Here is a 21,176-nt window from a genome sequence, read left to right as displayed (position 1 = left end):
ACCAGCTCATCATATTGCTTATTTGCGTCTTTCTTGAATCGGATCACGTACCGGAGCCGCTTCGCCGTCTTCTGCCGGCAGGTCTCCTGCTGAAGGATCAGCTGGTGCACCTATGGCATCGGGAGTATCGCCATCTTTTTTCAAGTCAGGGGTATCGTCGTCTCCAAAGTCACCGTTCAATGTTTCGTATGAACGTTCAGGAAGCGTTCCATGATCTTTCAAGTGAAGGATCTGGGCAGCATCCAATGTTTCAACTTCAAGCAATGTATTCGCAATTAATTTCAGAAGTTCCTGGTTTTCAGTCAGAATCTCTTTCGTGCGGATATACTGCTCTTTGATGATGCGTTGGACTTCCTGATCGATTTCGAAGGCAATTGCATCAGAATAGTTTTGTTCTGAGTTAAAGTCACGGCCTAGGAAAACATTCCCACCTTGTGCCGTACCGAATTGAACCGGACCAATCTTATCACTCATACCGTATTCCGTTACCATGCTGCGGGCAATTGCCGTCGCACGCTGGAAATCGTTATGGGCGCCGGTCGATACTTCGCCGAATGAAAGGTCTTCAGCCACACGGCCTCCGAGTAATCCCGCAATTTTATCAAGCAATTCCGGTTTTGTCATAAAGTAGCGATCTTCTCTCGGCAGCATGACAGCATAGCCGCCCGCTTGGCCGCGAGGAACAATGGTTACTTTATGGACGATATCTGCGTCATCCAGTATTAAGCCGATAACGGTATGTCCGGATTCATGGAATGCCACGATATTGCGTTCTTTTTTCGAAATGACACGATTTTTCTTAGCAGGACCTGCAATAACTCGGTCAGATGCTTCATCCAGATCGGACATGTCGATTTTGAGTTTACTGCGGCGAGCTGCAACAAGTGCCGCTTCGTTCAGTAAGTTCTCTAAATCGGCGCCCGAGAATCCAGGTGTACGCTGAGCGATCGCTTTTAAATCAACGTTTTCATCAAGCGGTTTATTGCGAGCATGTACTTTAAGCACTTCTTCGCGGCCTTTAACATCCGGACGACCTACAGTAATCTGACGGTCAAAACGTCCTGGACGAAGCAAAGCCGGATCCAGAATATCCGGACGGTTAGTTGCTGCAATGATAATAACGCCTTCGTTTGCACCAAAGCCATCCATCTCAACCAATAGCTGGTTCAATGTCTGCTCACGCTCATCGTGCCCACCGCCGAGACCGGCGCCACGCTGGCGTCCGACTGCGTCAATTTCATCGATGAAAATGATACAAGGTGCATTTTTCTTAGCGTTTTCAAACAAATCACGAACTCGTGATGCCCCGACACCAACGAACATTTCAACAAAATCAGAACCACTGATCGAGAAGAAAGGAACGCCTGCTTCTCCAGCAACGGCACGTGCCAATAGGGTTTTACCGGTACCCGGAGGTCCGACAAGCAAAATCCCTTTTGGAATGCGGGCGCCAATGTCTGCAAATCTGCGCGGATCTTTCAAGAAATCAACAACTTCTACAAGTTCCTGTTTCTCTTCATCTGCTCCAGCTACATCATTAAAGCGAACTTTTTGTTTCTGGTCATCGTACAGCTTCGCTTTACTTTTACCGAAGTTCATCACACGGCCGCCTCCGCCGCCTTGTGACTGATTAAGCAAGAAGAAGAAAAGGATGAAGATGATGATGAACGGAATGATGCCTGTGAAAAATGAAACCCAGCCACTTGTTTGTGGGGCTTTCAAGAATTCAACCTGCACATCCTGCGAGCTGGCGACTTCATCGATCTGAGTCGTCAATGCTTCGTTTTCAAGCGGAATGTTCGTTACAAAAGATTGGCCTTCTTCATAGCCTTCCATTACTCCGGTAACTTCATAAACCATTGCTTCAGGCTGGATGGTTACTTCCGTAATTTCCCCATTTTCCAGTGATTCCAAAAATTCGTTATATCCTATATTTTCAGTCGGCTGGTTACTATTGTTAAAGGTACCCAGAATCCCGATAATAACTAGGAAAATCAGTAAATAAAATATGGTGTATCGAAATATCCGATTCATCCCGCGCCTCCTCATAAAGTTTCCCTAAAACTATACTAAATACTACCATAGGAACATTTAAGCATACAACGAAAAGGCCTTATTCCCGCTGATAAATCGATAGACTGTGAACGATCGTTGTCTATTCCTCTTCTCCGCTGTAAACCGAAGGCTTTAGAATCCCAATGTACGGCAAATTCCGGTATCTTTCTGCATAATCCAATCCGTACCCTACAACAAATGCATCCGGTACGATAAAACCGACATAGTCAGCTTTCAGATCCACTTTGCGTCCTGTCGGCTTGTCCAGCAATGTTACGATTTTGATCGATTTAGCTTTCCGGTACTTGAACAGATCCACCAAATAGCTAAGCGTCAATCCACTGTCGATAATGTCTTCGATAATCAGAAGGTCGCGCCCTTCGACACTGGCGTTTAAATCTTTGATGATCTTAACTTCCCCTGAAGAAACGGTGGCGTTGCCGTAGCTTGAAACATCCATGAAATCCATTTCGACAAAGCCGTCAATGCGTTTCATCAAATCTCCCATGAATGGCATTGCGCCTTTTAGTACACCGATAGCCAGTGGATACTTGTCTTTGTAATCCTCTGTCAACGTCGCTCCCAATTCACGTGCTTTTTCCTGGAGCCGTTCTTCACTGATCAATACTTCTTTAATGTCGTTCTGTAACATGGTGGACCTCCTAATAATCCTTGTTTTACACTCTATAAAATTGTTCAATTAGTACCCAATTGTCTCCGTCGCGCTTGTGTCGACTGACCATAGCAGATGGGCGCAAACCTGGCACCAATAAAAGTTCGTTTTTGTCAGTTGTGATGACAGGCCAACTTTCTCTCATAGGCACAGGAATTTTTTCATCAATCATCAAACGCGCCAATTTCTTCGGCTGTTCCATTCCAGCAAGCTGAATCCGGTCACCCGGTTTTCTGCTCCTTAAAAAGAACTGTGAATCCTGCGGAGCGTGAAAATGCCAAGCTACTGCCTCCTCGGGTTTTTCCCATCCTTCAAAAGGCATTACTCTGTAGCGGCGGCCGCGATAGTACGGCGACCATTCAGCGGCAATTGCGACAGGCGCTGTTGCCTCCAGCTGTTCCAAAGATTGGTGATTAAGAAAAACCGTGTCGTATTGCCGGGTCGCTACATAATTTTTCGGCAAATGTAAAAAAACGGTGCCCGAGGAACTTTGCATCATTTCCTGCAATTGCTCGACCAGCTGTCTCGTTACGGGAATTTGCTTCGGATTATATAGATAGTTTAATAGTAGTAGAACCATTCTTTTTTGTAAAGCGCGCGCTTCCAGTCTGAAACTTTTGGCAGAGAAAATGATTTGGCCTTCTGACGATAGGATTATCCGCTGCAATTTCTCTCCAGCCAGATCCTCCAGAAATTGCTGATCCTGCTGCATATCTTCAGCCAGTTCCACAAAATTTTGGGAAACCTGCCTATTTTCATCTTTCAGCAGCGGCAAAACTCGCTGGCGCAGCCGATTTCGTGCATACGCAGATTCTGCGTTGCTCGAATCTTCCCGGTATGAAACACTATGCACTTCTGCATATGCTGCAATTTGTTCTTTATCGACCGCCAACTGAGGACGAATCAACGAACCGGTGCCAAACGGACGACTGGCTCGCATGCCAAAATCGCCATCCTGCAGGCTGCCTCTCAACCCTGACATAAGGATAGTCTCGAGCTGGTCGTCTGCATGATGGGCAGTGGCCAGTTTGGATGCGCCGGTCTTTTTCATTATTTCCTGAAAATAGGCATAGCGTTCGGAACGGCACAGCTGCTGCTTATTGCCGCCCCTTTCTTCCAAAATATCAGGAATTGGTATAGCCCGGCTAAAACAATCGATTCCCCACTGTTTAGTGACAGCTTCCGTAAACAAACGGTCCTGCCGAGATTCTTCCCCTCTCAGCATATGGTCGATGTGGACTGCCGCAACCGATATGCCAAATTCTTCTTTGTTGGCATTTAAAAAATGAAGCAAGACCATCGAGTCGATTCCTCCCGAACAGCCGACCAGCACAAGATCCCCAGAATCGAGCAATTGGTGCTTGCGAATATGCTTCATCATCAGTTCTTGAAAGCTCTTCATTCCTTTCACCTCGCTTGCCTATATCTTCTTTCAGTTTATATCCGGAAAAATAGCATACAAATTATTTTCAAATGGCAATTGACAGGTCCACCTTTCAATAGTATGCTATTAAATGTTCGTTTAAACAAGGCGGCGTAGCTCAGCTGGCTAGAGCGTACGGTTCATACCCGTGAGGTCGGGGGTTCGATCCCCTCTGCCGCCATTATCTTCAAAGTGAATACTTTAACATCAAGCAGCGCCCTATTCGGGGCGTTGCTTTTTTTTTGCATAAAATACCCGATCTGATTCGGCAAAATGCCAAAAAAAAAACGCTCCCCATGTGAGAAGCGTTTCAATCTAGATTATCAGCTGTGTTGAAGCATTTCCCTATACTATTAAAACAGCTAGCAAGTTAGCCTCTTTTTGCTCCTCGGCCGCCGCGTTTCGATTCCGTAGCGCGTTTCAAGGTCGTCATGTTTTCTTCGCTGTCTTTAAGAAACTTCGCCATTTTCGTTTCGAAGTTTTCTTTAGGAGCGCGTTCAAATGAACGACTGCTTGGGCGTGGGCGTTGTGGTCGTTCTGTGCCGCCGGGTGGTTGTGGCTTCGCTTTACGAATGGACAGACCGATTTTGCCGTCTGCTTCTACATTCATGACTTTAACTTCTACCATTTCGCCAACTTTTAGATGATCGTTAATATCTTTTACATAGTTGTCGGCGACTTCACTTATATGCACGAGGCCTGTTGCACCAGTTGGAAGCTGTACAAATGCTCCAAAATTTGTAATACCTGTGACTTTACCTTCTAACTTGCTGCCTACTTCAATCGACATAAAAAAAATGCTCCTCCTTAAAAATTAAGATGACTCCAAAATACTGGGTCACACTGTCATTTTGCGGGACTTATCCCACTTTTTATTATAACCATCAAAAAAAGAGTGTCAACTGACTACTCTTCTTCTGCAGGTTTTTCTTCATCTTTTTCTTCATCAGTTGGTGTGGTGAAAATAATCTCCCCTTCATCTGAAAGAAAGTAATCTTTGCGCGCTAATTTAGCCAAATATTCTTCATCATTCAATAACAGGATCTGTTCTTCCAGCTGGCTTTGCTCTTTTTCGACTGCTTCAAGTTCCAGCAGCGTTTCTTCGCGAAGCTGTTCTTTTTCGGAAATGGTCTGCGACTGGGCATAAATGGTCGAACCTACCCAAATCGTTGCCATCAGCACCAGCACTCCAAACACACTCAGCCTTCTGAACAGGCGCACTCTGTGAGCTTTTTTGCGCTGCCCTTCCATTTCAACCGAACGGACATAGTCATTGCGAATTGAGGTGACTTCGCGCTTTTCCGCCTGGTTGTCTCTCTTCAAACTCATGACCCGCTCCCCTTCCATACTAACTTTGTCATTATTATACATGAAAACCCTTGATAGTATAAGCTTTTTGAATAATTTCCGCTATTTTCACTCTATTTCTTGAAACACCCAGCCAAAACATTTACTTTTAGTTAATAAAAATACTGTTGACTTAATTTTTATACAGTCTTATAATACTAATCATTATCTTTTAATGAACGTTTACAAGGTTTTTAGGAATTTAAATTCTTCATGAACTTATAAATATACAAAATCATTGAATAAAAATTGGAGTGAAGCAAATGACAGGTTTATTGGCGTTATCGAACGGAAAATCATTCAAAGGGCAATGGCATGGGGAAGTTTCCGCTATTCAAGGGGAAGTCGTTTTCTTTACAGGCATGACCGGCTATGAAGAAGTCCTGACTGACCCTTCCTACAAAGGCCAGATCATCGTGTTTTCTTATCCGCTTATCGGACAATACGGAATCCAGTCTCTTTACGCACAGTCTGATCAGATCCAGACTGCAGGCATTATTGTGGCCGGATTGTACGATGGCCCTCTCAGCAAGGATGCCATTTCACTCGCTGAATTTGCGGCCATCCACAAGATTCCCATTTTAAGCGGAGTGGATACGCGATCTGTTATCCAAAATGTCCGCGAATCCGGGACGATGCAATCTCAGCTGGTTCATGCGTCTCTTCCAGAGTTGGCATGGGAACCGGTGCAAACCTACTTTTTCCCAGCCACTACCACGACTGAAGAAATCAAAACTGTCGGTTCCGGCGCTGCCCACATTGGATTGATCGATTTTCATTATAAATCTTCTATTTTAAAAGAACTGCTCGAATTAGATTGTAAAGTCAGCATTATCCCTTATGCAACATCAACAGAAACACTCGATTCACTCGGACTGGATGGCCTGCTTTTTTCAAACGGCCCCGGAGATCCGGCAGCTCTTCAGCATTTGTTTCCTACTTACCGTGACTGGGCTGAACGCTATCCGAGTTTCGGCATCTGCCTCGGCCATCAGGTGCTCGCTTCTGCATTTGGCGCCAAAACCACCAAGCTGGCATACGGCCATCGCGGTGCTAATCATCCGGTGATGAACCTCCGGACCAAACGGGTCAGCATGAGTTCTCAAAATCACAGCTATGTGGTTGAAAGCGCCAGTTTGCAAGGAACGCCTTTTTCAGTCCTTTACGAAAATGTCAACGATGGCAGCATCGAAGGGCTCGTCCACAAGACATTGCCTTTGACTACGGTCCAATTCCATCCGGAAGCGGCACCAGGACCTGCAGACCACCTTGAACTGTTCCAGCAATTTATAGCAGCAACACAACCGAAAGAGAGAGTGAAAATGCATGCCTAAGCAAGAACAGATAAAAAAAGTACTGGTCATCGGATCAGGAGCCATCGTCATTGGACAGGCAGCAGAATTCGATTATTCCGGCACCCAGGCATGCGTTGCGCTAAAAGAAGAAGGCATTCATGTCGTGCTGATCAATAACAATCCAGCTACCATCATGACCGATAAATCCGTTTCCGACCAGGTGTATTTTGAACCGCTGACTTTGGAAAGCGTCACAGCCATCATAAAAAAAGAGCGTCCGGACGGCTTGCTCGCAACAGTCGGCGGCCAAACCGGTTTGAATCTGGCGATGGCTTTATCTGATTCGGGCATTCTGGCGCAATATGGCGTCACACTGCTCGGCACTGATATGAAAGCCATCAAACAAGCTGAAGACCGTGAGCAATTCCGCTCGCTGATGAACCAGTTGAGCGAACCTGTTCCTGATAGCGACATCATTTATTCGATTGAAGGCGCTCTAAAGTTTGCAGCTTCAGCCGGCTATCCTCTCATCGTGCGTCCAGCCTATACGCTTGGCGGTTTTGGCGGCGGAATTGCCGAAAATGAAGAGACTTACATCAAATTGGTCAAACAAGGATTGAGCGCCAGCCCGATCCAGCAATGCCTGGTGGAAATCAGCATTGCCGGCTACAAGGAAATCGAGTACGAAGTCATGCGCGACGCCGATGGAACCTGCATCACCATCTGCAACATGGAAAACCTGGATCCGGTCGGTGTGCATACCGGCGATTCAATCGTTGTAGCACCCAGCCAGACTTTGAATGATAAAGATTTCCATATGCTGCGCAGCGCTTCTATCCATATTATCGAGGCACTTGGCATTATTGGTGCCTGCAATGTCCAGTTTGCGCTGCATCCGGAAACGTCCGCTTATTATTTAATCGAAGTCAATCCGCGCGTCAGCCGTTCTTCGGCACTCGCTTCCAAAGCAACGGGTTACCCGATTGCCAAGATCGCTGCGAAATTAGCGATCGGCTACACATTGGCGGAATTGAAAAATCCAGTGACCGGCACCACATTCGCCAGCTTTGAACCTGCACTGGATTACGTAGCCGTCAAAATCCCGCGCTGGCCATTTGACCAATTCCCCCAAGCCGAGCGCAAACTTGGCACACAAATGAAAGCAACTGGCGAAGTCATGGCCATCGAACGCCGTATGGAAGCTGCGCTGCAAAAAGCGATTCGTTCACTCGAATTGCCGATTGACGGATTCCGCCTGAAGGCACTTACCGATTTTTCAACAGAAGATTTATGCAGATTGGCGACTGAAGCCGATGACCGCCGGCTGTTTGTTCTTTTCGAACTGCTGATTCGCGGCAAAAGCATTGAATTTCTGCACAGCATTACTGCCATCACGCCTTATTTCCTTTCTGTGATGGCCAATATCGTTGCCGAATGGAAAGAGCTTCAGCAACTGGACTGGAACAGCATGACCCGCTCCCGCCTGCTCCAGGCAAAGACACTCGGTTTCAGCGATCAGCAATTGGCGGACTTGTGGAATGTCTCCTGCCCGGAAATTTGGGGACAGCGCCGCATCTGGCAAGTGACACCTGCTTACCGCATGATCGATACATGCGCTGCCGAGTTCCGGTCAGACACCAATTATTTTTACTCCACTTGGCAAGGTTTTTCTGATGTCAGCCGTTCTCACCACAAGAAAAAGGTGGCCGTTGTCGGATCGGGACCGATCCGGATCGGACAGGGCATTGAGTTTGATTATTGCTGCGTCCATAGTGTCATGGCCGCCCAAAAGCTGGGCTACGAGGCGATCATGATCAACAATAATCCCGAAACGGTCAGCACCGATTATGAAGTGGCAGATGCTTTGTATTTTGAACCGATGACGCCGGAAGACATTCTTAACGTCCTGGATTTTGAAGGCATTAACCAAGTCATCCTCCAGTTCGGCGGACAAACTTCGCTGAATGTGGCAGCTGCCCTGCAGGAGGCTGGCATCACAGTTCTTGGTTCGACTGTGGATTTGCTGGATCAAATGGAAGATCGCGACCGTTTTTATGCGTTTCTGGAATCGATCGGCTTGCCGACAATCCCTGGCACAACAGCTGTGCAAGCTTCTGATGTCATACCGGCAGCCCGTTCGCTCGGGTTCCCGGTGCTCTTGCGTCCATCTTATGTTATCGGCGGACGCGGCATGATTGTTTTGCACAACGAAAAAGACCTGCACGAGTGGCTGCAGCAAACGACTATGGCCTTCCCGGTGCTAGTCGATCATTTTGTCGCCGGCAAAGAAGTGGAAGCCGACATCCTGACTGATGGCGAAAATGTCTGGGTCTCTGCTATTTTCGAGCATGTCGAAGGAACCGGGGTTCATTCCGGGGACAGCATCTCCATCACGCCGCCGGTTTCTTTATCAGAGCAGGCACTTCAAGAGCTCTCGAAAACGGCGACGCACATCGCTAGAAACATGGCATATACCGGCTTGTTCAATATCCAGTTTGTCTACGAAGGCGACCAATTATACGTCATGGAAATCAACCCGCGTGCATCGCGTACCGCTCCTATCAGCTCGAAAGTGACTGACGTGCCGCTCGTGCAGCATGCTACGGCTTTATTGCTGGGAGTGCCTTTCGAAGAGCTCCACATAGAAGAAAGCTATAACGGTCAGCCGGAGTACACAGTTAAAGCACCGGTCTTCTCCCATATTAAACTGCCGGGCTTGTCCCCTGTCCTGTCTCCTGAAATGATGTCGACCGGCGAAGTGATCGGCTCAAGTCCCGACCTGGACACAGCCATCGCAAAAGCCTTGAACGGGGCTTCTGTTCAATTGGCCGACCTTGCTTCTGGCGGCACTGTGTTTGTCGCAGAAGGGTCGATTGCCCATGTAGATAGTGCTTTATGGGAAACACGCGGCTTCAGCATTGTCACCGAGTCGCTCATGCCTTTCGAAGAATGGCTGAAAACAGAAGCTAAAAAAGCCTATATAGACTTTGCCCCTGACCCGGAAAGCACCTGTGCCAAACAAGCTGCGATTCATCGCCTTCATGTCTGGACACGCCCTGAAACAGCAGCTGCCTTTAACGGAACTTATTCATCCATTACCGCATTATCGAAAGGAGTGCTTGCAAAATGACAATGGCGATCCCGTTTGCCCCATCGATCATCCAGGAAGATTTTCTGTCCCTTAAAGATTACAGCACAGACGAAATCATGGATTTGCTCCATTTAGCAATTGAACTGAAAAAACCTGAAAACAAGTATTTGCCGCTTTTAAAGGGGAAAGTGCTGGGCATGATTTTCGAAAAATCCTCTACCCGCACCCGTGTTTCATTTGAAGCCGGAATGCTCCAGCTTGGCGGAAACGCCATGTTCCTCAGTTCCCAGGACACGCAAATGGGACGAGGCGAAACGATCGCTGATACCGGACGCGTCCTGTCAGGTTATCTTGATGGACTGATGATCCGCACGTTCCATCAATCTGTTGTCCAGGAATTGGCGGACTTTAGTTCCATTCCGGTCATTAACGGATTGACCGATGACTACCATCCATGCCAGGTGCTGGCGGATCTGATGACCATCCTCGAGCATTTCGGCACACTCAAAGGCAAGAAAATGGCGTATATCGGAGACGGCAACAATATGGCCAATTCCCTGATGATCGGTGCCGCCAAAGTCGGCATGGACATCAGCATCGCCTCACCTGCCGCTTATGCGCCCACTGCAGAAATGGTGGCTTTGGCGAAAGACATTGCCCAATACACCGGTTCGACTATTGTTATTACTGAAAGCCCGGAACAAGCGGTTGCCGGAAGCGATATTATTTATACCGATGTCTGGGCCAGCATGGGACAGGAACAGGAAACGATTGAGCGCCTGAAGCATTTCCAGGGTTTCCAAGTGAATGAGGAACTGGTCAAGCATGCCAACCAAGATTATATTTTCATGCATTGCCTCCCTGCACACCGTGAAGAAGAAGTGACAACTGGTATTTTGGAAGGACCTCATTCGGTCATCTTCCAGGAATCCGAAAACCGCCTGCATGCACAAAAAGCCGTACTTGTTGCGCTCATGGCTGATAAATAAAAAACGCCTTAGGAATGGATCCATTCCTAAGGCGTTTCTCTGTTTATTTGCCGCTGACTTTCAAATATTCTTCCAAAGTCTTGCCGCTTTTTTTCACTTGGCTTGCCACATCAGAGCCCAGGTAGCGGAAATGCCACGGTTCGTACATATAGCCGGTGATGGCTTCTTTCCCTTTAGGATATCGGAGAATAAAACCATAGTGATGGGCATTGGCTGCCAGCCATTTTCCTTCTTTGGTCGCTGCAAATGATTCTTTCAGCCACTTGGACTGGTCGCTTCCGCCAAAATCGAACGCTAAGCCTGTCTGGTGTTCACTATGGCCGGGCTTTGCGCTGAAACGATTGGCTTCTGCCGCACCGTGCCTGCTGACATAGCTGGTGTACAACTCTTTTTGGCGATTAAAAGAACGGAAAGTGCTGAAAGCAGCCAGCTGGACACCTTGCCTTTTCGCCTCTGCCGTCATGGCATCAACTGCTGTTTGGGCCACCTTGCTGACGCCAGGATTGTAACTGGAGGGCAGGCTGTATTTTTTATTGACGATCAAAACACCTGACGCATAAGTTCCCGGTGTTTCGGTCGAAGGTGCAGCGTAGGCAGCCGGTTTGTCTGGCATTTCTTTGGTCAAATAAGTTGCATTTACCCATCCGGCTTTGTTGCCGTATTCTACTTTGTACCAATTGCCTTCTTTGCCAAGATAGACAACTGTTGCCCCATAAGGAATCGAGGCAATAATCGGATTGCCGACTCCGGCTTTTGATCGCATGTTCAATTGGTCGATCGTCGTGTAAGTGATGGGTTTTTCAGGCTGTGCTGCAGGAAGTGGAAACTGGGCAGGAGCTAATAGCCGTGCCATGAATCCCGCAAAATGCTGGCGCTGCAAAGCTTCTTTCGGCTTGAATGCCCCGCCGGGATAACCGTTGGTGATGCCGGCAGTCGCCAACCGGCTTATGTAGGGATGTGCCCAATTAGCAGAACCGACATCGGTGAAAGAAATGCCTTTATTGGCTGTTAAACGATATGCTTCTGTCAGGATTTTGGCCATTTCTGCCCGGGTCAGAGCACCTTTGGGATCAAAGTACTTTACGCCGTCCCGAGATTCTTTGCCTTCAATAAAACCAAGTTCCACTGCTTTTACGACTTCTTCATATCCGGGAGAGCCGGGTTTCACGTCGGCGAAGCCCGGATCAGGCGCAGCCGTTTCCTTAGGTTCCATCTCACGCAGGATCATCCGTACTGCATCCAGCCGGGTGATGGTGGCGGCCGGTTTGAAACTGCCGCCCGGAAATCCTTTGATGATGCCCAGTCCGGCCAGATAATCGATTTCTTTTTTAAAAGTGGTAACGTCTTGGAAAGAACTTGCCGCACTGGCTTGGCTTCCGCCGAGTTGCACAGCTCCTTGCTGAGGCAGCAGTGAAGCAGCTACCAAAAGCGCAACGGCTGATAATCCAAGTTTCTTGCTCATAGAAATTTTTGGCAATCCCATCATTTCCTCTCAATAAATCCCTGTTCAGGAACTTTTCTTTTGTTTTTTTCATCATATAGAAAATAATTGGCTTTATCTATGGTGCATTTTGTTCAGAAACAGAAAAAAACCTGCTCAAGGCAGGTTCTGAAAATCTATTATGCTTCGTCATCAATAAATTCAGGTTCAACCTTTTCCAACTTTTCTTCTTTCAGGATGGTATACATATTGGCCGCTTCTTCTTTTTTCGCTACTTCTTTCAGTCTATCGATCCGCACCGTCACGACTTTTTGGCCGAAACGGATTTGCAGCTCATCGTTTTCTTTGATGACTGAGCTGGCTTTCGCTTTATTGCCGTTTACCGTGATGCGGCCTTGGTCGGCCACTTGCTTCGCTAACGTACGGCGTTTAATCAGGCGTGAAACTTTCAAAAATTTATCGAGGCGCATAGTTATTCTTCCTTTCTTGCCAATGATTTGGCCTGGTTCCAGAATCCATCCAGCTGCTCCAGCGTATAGTCGCTGAAGTTTCCAGTTCCTTCTTTTACCCGCTGTTCCACATAGCTGAAACGTGTCTGGAATTTCCGGTTAGCCTGCATCATCGCTTCTTCCGGCGACAAGTCGAAGAACCGGGCAAGGTTCACAAGGGTGAACAATAAATCGCCGAGTTCATCCAATTGGCGGGCTTTGGAACCTTTCGCCACTTCCTGCTGAAACTCCTGCAATTCTTCATGGAATTTATCCCATGCGCCGGCAGCATCCGGCCAGCTGAATCCGACTTTCGCCGCTTTTTTCTGGTAATTGAACGATGTAGTCAATGACGAACTGAAACGCTCCTGGCCTTCCAATAAAGACTCCGCAGCCGGTTTCTCCTGCGCTTTGATTTCTTGCCAGTTGGCGACCACCTGCTCAGCATCTTCAGCCGAAATGTCGCCGAATACATGCGGATGGCGGCGGATCATTTTTGCGCTGATGGATTCAAGCACATCTTCCAATTGGAAGTAGCCGTTGTCCTGGCCGATTTGGGCATGCAGGAACACCTGCAGCAGCACATCCCCTAATTCATCCGCGATCGCTTCGTCGTCGCCTTCCTGGATCGCCTGAAGCAGCTCATGTGCTTCTTCGATCAAAAATGGGCTCAGCGACTCATGCGTCTGCTCGCGGTCCCAGGGGCAGCCTTCAGGGCTTCTGAGCTTCGCAATGATGCTGCGGAAAGTTTGCCATTCCTTTAAGCGCTGCGTTTGATCAGCAGCTGGTGGGACATAGACGGTCGTCAAGTTGTTGACTTCTGCCGAACGGTCCAATTCATGAAGCGGCACGGTGCGCAGCACTTCGTCTTTAGAACCGGCCGCTGTGACAATGGTCACTGGATAATCGTCCGGGTATTTTTCCATCAGCGTCAATTTGACTTCTGATGCACTGAAGCTATCATAAACCTGGGCAATCAGCAGATGCTGTGTCATGTTGACCTGATCGCTGGTCATTTCTGTGCCATCCATCAATTGGAAGCCTTCAATCGGATCGATGCGAAGCGCACCGAACAGCGAGTCGAGGAAACTGTGTCCGCCTTCGATGGCTAACTGGCAGCGCCCTTGCTTCTCGGCTGCGATCAGGTTTTGCACTGTCTGCTCTGCTACTAAGGGATGGCCCGGCACCGCATAGATTACTGAGGCCTGCTGCGATAAACCGATCAGCGTTTCCGCAATTTCCTCATAGACCGGACTGAAGGCATCGTGCTTTTCATAAACCGAGTCAAAACTCGTGAACGCTACGCCTTCCTGCGCCAGCTCCACCAGTACCGGATGGTCTTCGGTCCGTACATATAAATTATCTGCAGCTTTCAGCTTTTTATAGACGCCGAGCGGCAATTGATCTAAATCTCCGGCACCAAGGCCAATTATGTGAATGGTGTTCATCGCTTTTCACCTTTTTTCTTTGAATTTATTGCTAATTGCAGCCCTGCCAGCTTGCGGCCGAACGGAATGATATACCATTCTTTTTCCGTGATGATGCGGCTTTTCGCGATTAATGCCATGAATACCACAGCACCGAGCGGAATCGCCGTTGCCGTTGTGAGCGCAGCTCCTAACCGGCTGGACAGGCCATCAAACAGATAGCCATCAGCCGCCATCGACCAGCCCATCACCACTGCTGACATGGCTGCGGCGGCTCCAAAAAGCCAAGCGTAGTAGGAAAACGGCGCAAACTGCAGCGGCCAGACTTTCTTGAAATAAAACAATAAGCCCGCTACGATCACCGCTAAGCCGATATTCCCAGCAACTGCCGCACCAGTGACTCCCCAAATGGGCAGCAGCAGCCAATTGCCGATGACTTTTACAGCCAAGCCCGACATTAGCAGCAAAGCTGGAACCCTTACCTTACCGAGTCCGTGAAGCATCGCCGTCATGATCAGCAGAAGTGACATCCAGACGATCTGCCAGCTGAAGATGATCAACGCACCAGACTGTTCCCGCGTTTGGAATAAGGTTTCATTAACGTAAGGCATGACAAAGGTCAGCCCTGCTGCAGCGGCGAATGCAAACAGAAAAGATACACGGAAAGCCAATTGGGCATACACCTCAGGTGGCCTGCCGCTATGTTTCTTAGAGGTTCGGGCGACCAGCGGAACGATTGCCAAAGTCAGCGAAGTGGCGATCAAAATGCCGAATTGGACAAGTGGCTGGCCGCGGTCGTAGATCCCTTTCTCTTCCATGGCAGCAAGCCGCGCGATGCCGCTTTCTTCCAGCAGTCGGAATACCGTAAACGAATCTACCAACTGGAAGAGCAGCAAGATCAAAGAGCTCATGCTGACACTCAAACTTATTGCAGTCATTTCCTTGATGATCGGCCAGGCTCTTACTTGTGAAGGCTGTTTTAGAAAATCTGAATGTCTGCGGAAATAGACCAATAGCAGAGCCATCGCCCCCAGCCCGCCGACAACTGCACCGAGCATCGCCATTTGTCCGGCAGCGTACAACGAAAATCCGCTCGAGACGACAATCCAGGTACCGATTAAAATGACTGATACACGCAGTCCTTGTTCCGTCACCTGGGCATAGGCAACTGGCGCCATGTCATTACGCGACTGGAAATACCCTTTCAGTACAGCAAGCGGCGCCATCAGCAACACTGAAAACGCGCCGACTTTCAACAAGCGATCCAATTGAGCATCGCCCATCCAGCCTGCCAGCAGTTCCGCGCCGAAAAACAGCAGCGCAAATACCGATATGGAAAGAGCAGCCACATACATGAACGCGATGCGCAAGATTGTTCCGTGTGCCTGCTTGCCAGTATCCGCCAGCAATTTGGAAACCGCTACTGCAAAGCCATAGGAAGTCCAGATGCCGAAAATGGCGACAAACGGATACACTTGCTGATAAATGTAGAAGCCTTGGTCTCCAACAAGGTTCTGGAAAGGCACCCGGTAGACCGCACTCAGCAGCTTCACAATAAATCCTGCGATCGTCAGCAGGACTGCGCCTTTCATAAATGATTTCATTGTGCCTTCATTGTTCACCGGACCCACTCATCTCTTACTGATATTAGCCGTATATATTTGAAAAAAGAATTTGCTCTTGGATTGATTAGGGAACTTAAAGTTGAAAATCGCTTCAGATTGACGCTTTCCACTCTTTCTTCTAAGCGCCATCCAACATTAATGAATGGGAATTTTCCCTTTACTTAACTATTAGGATATGGAGCAAACCAGTGAAGACTCCCGCGGGACAGCGCAGTGCCGAAATCCACTCGGGCAGAGCCCGAGTTAGTTCGGCGCAAGCCCGCAGGAAAGCGGAGCTGGTTTGCGGAATATCCAGGACAGAATTATTTTCATTAACAATGACTAGTTCAACTTAACTAACCGGCCTTGCTTCACGAAGCGATTCCGGCAGCAGTTTTATCATGCCTTCCAACACATCGAACGGATGCAGTTTTTTAGTTTTGTTTTCATCGATGGACATGACCAGCTGCTGGCCGGACATGCTGAATCCGACGGCGCGTCCGTACGCGGCTGATTCTTCTACCACTTTGCCGCCATTGATGCTGGCTGTGCCTTTTTCGCTCAGTTTGACGGTCACGACTTTGCCGTTTTGCTTGATTGATTCGACCCCTACTTGGCGCGCCCATACTTTCATTCGGGCAATGCGCAGCAGGCTGTCGGTTTCATTCGGCATGTCGCCGAAACGGTCGATCAACTCATCCTGCAGCTCGGCCATTTCCTCTACTGTATCCACGCCTTTGACGCGTTTGTACATTTGGATCTTCTGGTAGCCGTCGCTGACATAGGAATCTGGAATATAAGCATCAACATCAAGTGAAATCTCGATTTCCGGAATCACTTCTTTTTTGACTCCCGACTGGCGTTCGTCGATGGCCTCCTGCAGCATTTGCGAATACAGATCAAAGCCGACCGAGTCAATAAATCCGTGCTGCTGTGAACCGAGCAGATTGCCTGCTCCGCGGATCGTCAAATCGCGCATGGCGATTTTAAAGCCGGAGCCGAGCTCGGTGAATTCCTTGATGGCCATCAGGCGTTTTTCTGCGACGTCGGTCAGTACTTTGTCGCGCTGATACATGAAATAAGCGTAAGCCACTCGGCTCGAGCGTCCGACGCGTCCGCGCAATTGATAAAGCTGCGACAAGCCCATTCGGTCGGCATTATAGACGATCAAAGTATTGACGTTCGGAATGTCGATGCCGGTTTCGATGATGGTCGTCGTCACCAGGACATCGTAATCACCGTCCAGGAAGCTCAAGATGACCGATTCAAGTTCGGTTTCATTCATTTGCCCATGGGCGTATCCCACGCGTGCTTCCGGCACCAGTTGCTGGATCTCCTCCACTTTCCGCGTCATATCATCCACCCGGTTATACAAATAAAATACTTGCCCGCCGCGTGCCATTTCACGTTCGATAGCTTCGCGTACGAGCGCGCCATTATGTTCCATGACGTAGCTTTGCACCGGGAAACGGTTGGCCGGCGGAGTTTCGATGACCGACAGATCGCGTACGCCGATCATCGACATATGAAGCGTTCGCGGAATCGGCGTTGCAGTCAGGGTCAGAACATCTACGTTGGTCTTCATTTGCTTGATCTTCTCTTTATGGGTCACACCAAATCGCTGTTCTTCATCGATGATCAATAGCCCAAGGTCCTTGTACTGCATATCTTTCGATAAAATGCGGTGTGTGCCGACAACTACGTCAACCGAACCATTTTTCAAGCCTTTGACGGTCTCGGTCTGCTGTTTTTTGGAGCGGAACCGGCTCATTAAACCGACCGTAATCGGGTAATCCTTGAAGCGCTCGCTCATCGTTTCAAAATGCTGCTGCGCCAATATCGTCGTCGGTACGAGAAACGCCACTTGCTTGCCATCCAATACCGCTTTGAACGCCGCGCGGATGGCGACTTCTGTTTTGCCGTAACCGACATCGCCGCAGATGAGGCGGTCCATCGGCCGTTCGTTCTCCATGTCACGCTTTACTTCATTGATGGAACGCAACTGGTCGACAGTTTCTTCATAAGGGAACTCCGCTTCAAACTGGCGCTGCATGTCCTGCTCTTCGGAAAAAGCAAAGCCTCTTAACGCTTCCCGCTCTGCATAAAGCTTGATCAGGTCATCCGCAATGTCCTGGACAGCCGCCGACACTTTCGTGCGGGTTTTCTTCCACTCTGCACCGCCCATCTTATGCAGCTTCGGCTCTTTTTCTTCAGATGCGATGTATTTTTGGATCAAGTCGATCTTATCGACCGGTACGAATAACTTGTCGTCGGCCTTATAGACAATATGGAGATAGTCTTTATGGACGCCTCCGCTTTCCAAGGTTTCGATGCCCACAAAACGGCCGATGCCGTGGTGGATGTGGACAATGTAATCACCCGGTTTGATTTCGGAGTAGCTCTTGATGCGCTCAGCGTTCGTCAGCTTTTGGGCACGCGTTTTCTTTTTCGGCTGCTGCTTGAACAATTCCGAATCGGTAATGACGGTCAACCGCTGCAGCGGCATTTCAAATCCTGTCGATAATTCCCCATCAACCAGATAGATTTTACCGCCTTGAATTTCCGTCGAAGACGAGGCAATCTCCGCTTCCATATCATAATCGGCCAGAACAGCACGCACTTTTTGCATGCGATCTTCACCCTGCGCCACAATAAAGATTTGGAACTTCCCTAAGGTCCAGCGCTCCATCTCCGCTTTCAGGAGATGCATTTGGCCATGGAAAGATTGCATCGGCTTGCACGAAAAGGCGATGGACTTTTTGACCGATACCATCGGGAATGTCCGTACGAATAAAGACAGGAACGTTACTTTCTGCTCGAGCTTCGCCATCATTTCCCGGAACGTATACGTTAACGAAACATCATGAAGAAACTTCCCTTCTTCCAGCAGCGAAACAATCCAATCGCCTTCTTCGCGCTCTAACGTATCCGTCATTTCCTGGATGCGTCCCAGTTCGTCAAAGAAGACCAGTCCATTGCCCGGGAAATAATCACCTAAAAATGCTGATTGGGTGTCGATCATGGATGCATATTTCGCCAGCTGCTCCGGCGTTTCGCCTTGCTTCAATAAATCGATGTCATGCTGAATATGCTGGAGCATCAAAGTTTTCGTATCGTCAGCTTTTATTTTTTTCAAGCTGGCTGCGAGTTTGGCTTCTAATTTCCCCGCCAATTGGATGCGTTGGTCTTTCGACAGCACCAGTTCACTTGCCGGGAGGATGCACAGCGACTGGACTTTCTCCAGCGAACGCTGATCGTCTGCTGAAAACAGCCGCAGCGAATCCACTTCTGTATCAAACAACTCGATACGTACCGGGTGTTCAAAGTTCAACGGATAAATATCCAGAATTCCCCCGCGAAGCGCAAACTCACCCGGAGTCGTCACCATTGGCGTACGTGAATAGCCCATCGCCACCAATTTCAAGAGCCACTCGCCTGTATCAAGTTCTTCACCTTCAGCAATGCGGAGTGTGGCGTAGTCCCACTGCTCTTTTGTCGGCAACAGCTTACGCATCCCCGCTACCGGTGTGATGTAAATCCCTTTTCCAACGCTTTTCATGTGATCAAGTGTATCGATGCGGTGAGCCCGCAGTTCCGGCCCTGAAAAAGACACCTCTGCAGCAATCAACTCTTCCGCTGGATAAAGGTGGACTTGCTGCTCACCGACGAGCCTCACCAAGTCGTCGTATACACGTTGCGCATGCAATAAATTCGGTGTCACAATCAATAAAGGGGTTTCCGCTTCCGACCAGATTGTCTGGTAAAAAATCGGCCGCGCGCTGCCGGATAAACCGGAAATCAGCTGATGGTCCTGCCCCTTCTTCAAATCTGCTATAAAGTTTTGTGTATGGGTATCCTCCGAAAAGGTCCGTAATATGTGATTCATTCAACTTCCTCCTTTCAAAAAAACACAGGAAACAGAAAAAAGCTCTGAACGCCAACTGCGTCAAAGCGATTATGCTCCATTAAATTGATTCATTACTTCGAGATATGGTTTCGACAGCCAGGTTTCGCAAGCTGCCGCACTCTTTTTGATGGCATCCGCCACTTCCGGCATCTCTTCTTTTGAAAAGCGCTGCAGCACGTAATCCGGTACCTTCATGCCTGCCGGTGGACGGCTGATGCCGATGCGCAGCCGGTTGAATTCCTGTGTGCCTAAATGCTGGATCAGTGACTTGATGCCATTATGGCCACCAGCACTGCCTTTTTGGCGCAACCGCAATTGGCCAGCCGGCAAATCCAAATCATCGTATATGACAATGATGTCTTTCAGCTCGATGCCATAGTAATCCATCAGCGCACTGACACTCTCGCCCGATAAATTCATGTAAGTCAACGGCTTGAGCAGCATCACTTTGCCTTCAGGACGATGGCTGATGGAGTACATCCCTTTGAATTTCGCCTGCGTCAACGGAGCATTCCATTGGCTTGCCAAATAATCGACCACTTTAAAGCCGATATTGTGGCGTGTGTCTTCATATGTTTTGCCCGGGTTTCCCAAGCCGATAATCAGTTTCATACCCATCTTCCTTTGCTTTTTTCACTGCCTTTTATTTTACCATAATCAATCACGAAACAAAAAAATAGGGACTGTCTCTCGACAGCCCCTATTTCCCATTCGTATTTATGCTTCTTTTTTATCTTCTTCTTCAGAATCTTCGCTGCCGACCACTTCTGGTTCTGCATCTTCTTCAGATACAGTTTCAAGCTCGTCCAATTCTTCCTGTGTACGTGGAGCTGTTGCAGAAACAAGGATAAAATCGTCTTCATCCAAAATTTCGTAAGATACAGTTCCGCGGATATCGCCGACTGTGATTGTTTCGCCAATCGCCAGTTCAGTGGTATCAACTTCCAATGCATCCGGAATATCAGAAGGTTTCACGCGAACATTAACTTCGCGGTTCGGCTGAGTGATAAAGCCGCCTTCTTTTTCGCCTGCTGATTCGCCAGTCAAGTGAACAGTTACAGCCACTTCTAGCTCATCAGACATATTGATTGCTAAAAAGTCGACATGCTTAAAGCTGCCTTTTAAAGCGTCCATCTGATAATCGCTCAATACGACATTCGTGCTCTTGCCATCAATTTCAAGGCTGATTACGCCGTTACGTCCAGATTCACGCAAAGTTTTGATCAATTCGATTTCAGATACAGTTACCGGTGTCGTTTCAGTTTTAAAGCCGTAAACTACGCCTGGTACATTTCCTTTCGAACGAAGTTCAGTCAATGCAGAGTTCTTGTTGCTGCTTTCTCTTTTTTGTGCGGTCATTTTTACAGTCATTACTTTCAGCCTCCAGTTATATTAAAAAGTACATAATTCACGATAGGTACATAACCAGTATATAC

Annotated in this window: 15 protein-coding genes and 1 tRNA gene; 4 read left to right on the top strand and 12 right to left on the bottom strand. The window is 48.3% G+C overall.

The genetic code is table 11. The annotated features are described in order from the left end of the window. Positions 1-18: 18 nt before the first annotated feature. The 3 genes from ftsH to tilS all read right to left on the bottom strand — a co-directional run bounded on the left by ftsH (position 19) and on the right by tilS (position 4,130). Positions 19-2,034, bottom strand: coding sequence for an ATP-dependent zinc metalloprotease FtsH (gene ftsH, locus GJB59_RS07340; RefSeq protein ID WP_142830670.1), 2,016 nt, complete (start codon positions 2,032-2,034; stop codon positions 19-21). Between the two features lie 121 nt (positions 2,035-2,155). Next, positions 2,156-2,707, bottom strand: coding sequence for a hypoxanthine phosphoribosyltransferase (gene hpt / locus GJB59_RS07335; protein WP_142830668.1), 552 nt, complete (start codon positions 2,705-2,707; stop codon positions 2,156-2,158). A 25-nt stretch (positions 2,708-2,732) separates the two neighbouring features. After that, entirely contained in the window at positions 2,733-4,130 is a 1,398-nt protein-coding gene (tilS, locus tag GJB59_RS07330) for a tRNA lysidine(34) synthetase TilS (protein ID WP_142830666.1), read from the bottom strand. A gap of 128 nt (positions 4,131-4,258) precedes the next feature. On the opposite strand from tilS, the gene GJB59_RS07325 reads away from it, so the two are divergent. Next, a tRNA-Met gene (locus GJB59_RS07325) sits at positions 4,259-4,332 on the top strand. 189 nt (positions 4,333-4,521) lie between these two features. On the opposite strand, the gene GJB59_RS07320 is transcribed toward GJB59_RS07325, so the two are convergent. Continuing rightward, complete coding sequence (locus GJB59_RS07320; protein WP_142830664.1) at positions 4,522-4,941, bottom strand: S1 domain-containing RNA-binding protein; 420 nt, start codon at positions 4,939-4,941, stop codon at positions 4,522-4,524. A gap of 116 nt (positions 4,942-5,057) precedes the next feature. Then, complete coding sequence (locus GJB59_RS07315) at positions 5,058-5,480, bottom strand: FtsB family cell division protein (RefSeq protein WP_142830661.1); 423 nt, start codon at positions 5,478-5,480, stop codon at positions 5,058-5,060. A gap of 281 nt (positions 5,481-5,761) precedes the next feature. On the opposite strand from GJB59_RS07315, the gene GJB59_RS07310 reads away from it, so the two are divergent. The 3 genes from GJB59_RS07310 to argF are packed head-to-tail and all read left to right on the top strand — an operon-like array spanning position 5,762 to position 10,873. Then, complete coding sequence (locus GJB59_RS07310; protein ID WP_142830659.1) at positions 5,762-6,832, top strand: carbamoyl phosphate synthase small subunit; 1,071 nt, start codon at positions 5,762-5,764, stop codon at positions 6,830-6,832. Further along, positions 6,825-9,923: a carbamoyl-phosphate synthase (glutamine-hydrolyzing) large subunit gene (gene carB / locus GJB59_RS07305; RefSeq protein WP_142830657.1), complete on the top strand. Its 3,099-nt coding sequence runs from the start codon at positions 6,825-6,827 to the stop codon at positions 9,921-9,923. The genes GJB59_RS07310 and carB overlap by 8 nt, the downstream gene beginning before the upstream one ends. Further along, complete coding sequence (gene argF / locus GJB59_RS07300) at positions 9,920-10,873, top strand: ornithine carbamoyltransferase (RefSeq protein WP_142830655.1); 954 nt, start codon at positions 9,920-9,922, stop codon at positions 10,871-10,873. The genes carB and argF overlap by 4 nt, the downstream gene beginning before the upstream one ends. 43 nt (positions 10,874-10,916) lie before the next feature. Here the strand turns inward: argF and GJB59_RS07295 are convergent, their stop codons facing one another. From GJB59_RS07295 to GJB59_RS07265, 7 genes are all read right to left on the bottom strand, one after another. Continuing rightward, entirely contained in the window at positions 10,917-12,356 is a 1,440-nt protein-coding gene (locus tag GJB59_RS07295; protein WP_185960129.1) for a D-alanyl-D-alanine carboxypeptidase family protein, read from the bottom strand. A gap of 137 nt (positions 12,357-12,493) precedes the next feature. Beyond that, entirely contained in the window at positions 12,494-12,784 is a 291-nt protein-coding gene (locus tag GJB59_RS07290; protein ID WP_142830647.1) for an RNA-binding S4 domain-containing protein, read from the bottom strand. A gap of 2 nt (positions 12,785-12,786) precedes the next feature. Next, complete coding sequence (yabN, locus tag GJB59_RS07285; protein WP_142830646.1) at positions 12,787-14,250, bottom strand: bifunctional methyltransferase/pyrophosphohydrolase YabN; 1,464 nt, start codon at positions 14,248-14,250, stop codon at positions 12,787-12,789. Then, complete coding sequence (locus GJB59_RS07280) at positions 14,247-15,851, bottom strand: putative polysaccharide biosynthesis protein (protein WP_142830645.1); 1,605 nt, start codon at positions 15,849-15,851, stop codon at positions 14,247-14,249. Before GJB59_RS07280 ends, yabN begins: the two co-directional genes overlap by 4 nt. Positions 15,852-16,185: 334 nt before the next feature. Next, complete coding sequence (gene mfd / locus GJB59_RS07275; RefSeq protein ID WP_142830643.1) at positions 16,186-19,719, bottom strand: transcription-repair coupling factor; 3,534 nt, start codon at positions 19,717-19,719, stop codon at positions 16,186-16,188. A gap of 69 nt (positions 19,720-19,788) precedes the next feature. Next, complete coding sequence (pth, locus tag GJB59_RS07270; RefSeq protein ID WP_142830635.1) at positions 19,789-20,352, bottom strand: aminoacyl-tRNA hydrolase; 564 nt, start codon at positions 20,350-20,352, stop codon at positions 19,789-19,791. A 105-nt stretch (positions 20,353-20,457) separates the two neighbouring features. Further along, positions 20,458-21,111: a 50S ribosomal protein L25/general stress protein Ctc gene (locus GJB59_RS07265; RefSeq protein ID WP_142830633.1), complete on the bottom strand. Its 654-nt coding sequence runs from the start codon at positions 21,109-21,111 to the stop codon at positions 20,458-20,460. Positions 21,112-21,176: the final 65 nt, after the last annotated feature.

It is taken from the genome of Planococcus soli, assembly GCF_016881065.1.
Taxonomy (GTDB): Bacteria; Bacillota; Bacilli; order Bacillales_A; family Planococcaceae; genus Planococcus; species Planococcus soli.
This window is presented reverse-complemented; position numbering and strand designations above follow the sequence as displayed.

Coding starts and splice junctions, on each gene's coding strand:
- ftsH (WP_142830670.1), bottom strand. CDS start 2,034: ATGAATCGGATATTTCGATACACCATATTTTATTTACTGATTTTCCTA.
- yabN (WP_142830646.1), bottom strand. CDS start 14,250: ATGAACACCATTCACATAATTGGCCTTGGTGCCGGAGATTTAGATCAA.
- GJB59_RS07295 (WP_185960129.1), bottom strand. CDS start 12,356: ATGGGATTGCCAAAAATTTCTATGAGCAAGAAACTTGGATTATCAGCC.
- mfd (WP_142830643.1), bottom strand. CDS start 19,719: ATGAATCACATATTACGGACCTTTTCGGAGGATACCCATACACAAAAC.
- GJB59_RS07315 (WP_142830661.1), bottom strand. CDS start 5,480: ATGAGTTTGAAGAGAGACAACCAGGCGGAAAAGCGCGAAGTCACCTCA.
- carB (WP_142830657.1), top strand. CDS start 6,825: ATGCCTAAGCAAGAACAGATAAAAAAAGTACTGGTCATCGGATCAGGA.
- GJB59_RS07320 (WP_142830664.1), bottom strand. CDS start 4,941: ATGTCGATTGAAGTAGGCAGCAAGTTAGAAGGTAAAGTCACAGGTATT.
- pth (WP_142830635.1), bottom strand. CDS start 20,352: ATGAAACTGATTATCGGCTTGGGAAACCCGGGCAAAACATATGAAGAC.
- GJB59_RS07290 (WP_142830647.1), bottom strand. CDS start 12,784: ATGCGCCTCGATAAATTTTTGAAAGTTTCACGCCTGATTAAACGCCGT.
- GJB59_RS07310 (WP_142830659.1), top strand. CDS start 5,762: ATGACAGGTTTATTGGCGTTATCGAACGGAAAATCATTCAAAGGGCAA.
- argF (WP_142830655.1), top strand. CDS start 9,920: ATGACAATGGCGATCCCGTTTGCCCCATCGATCATCCAGGAAGATTTT.
- GJB59_RS07265 (WP_142830633.1), bottom strand. CDS start 21,111: ATGACTGTAAAAATGACCGCACAAAAAAGAGAAAGCAGCAACAAGAAC.
- tilS (WP_142830666.1), bottom strand. CDS start 4,130: ATGAAGAGCTTTCAAGAACTGATGATGAAGCATATTCGCAAGCACCAA.
- hpt (WP_142830668.1), bottom strand. CDS start 2,707: ATGTTACAGAACGACATTAAAGAAGTATTGATCAGTGAAGAACGGCTC.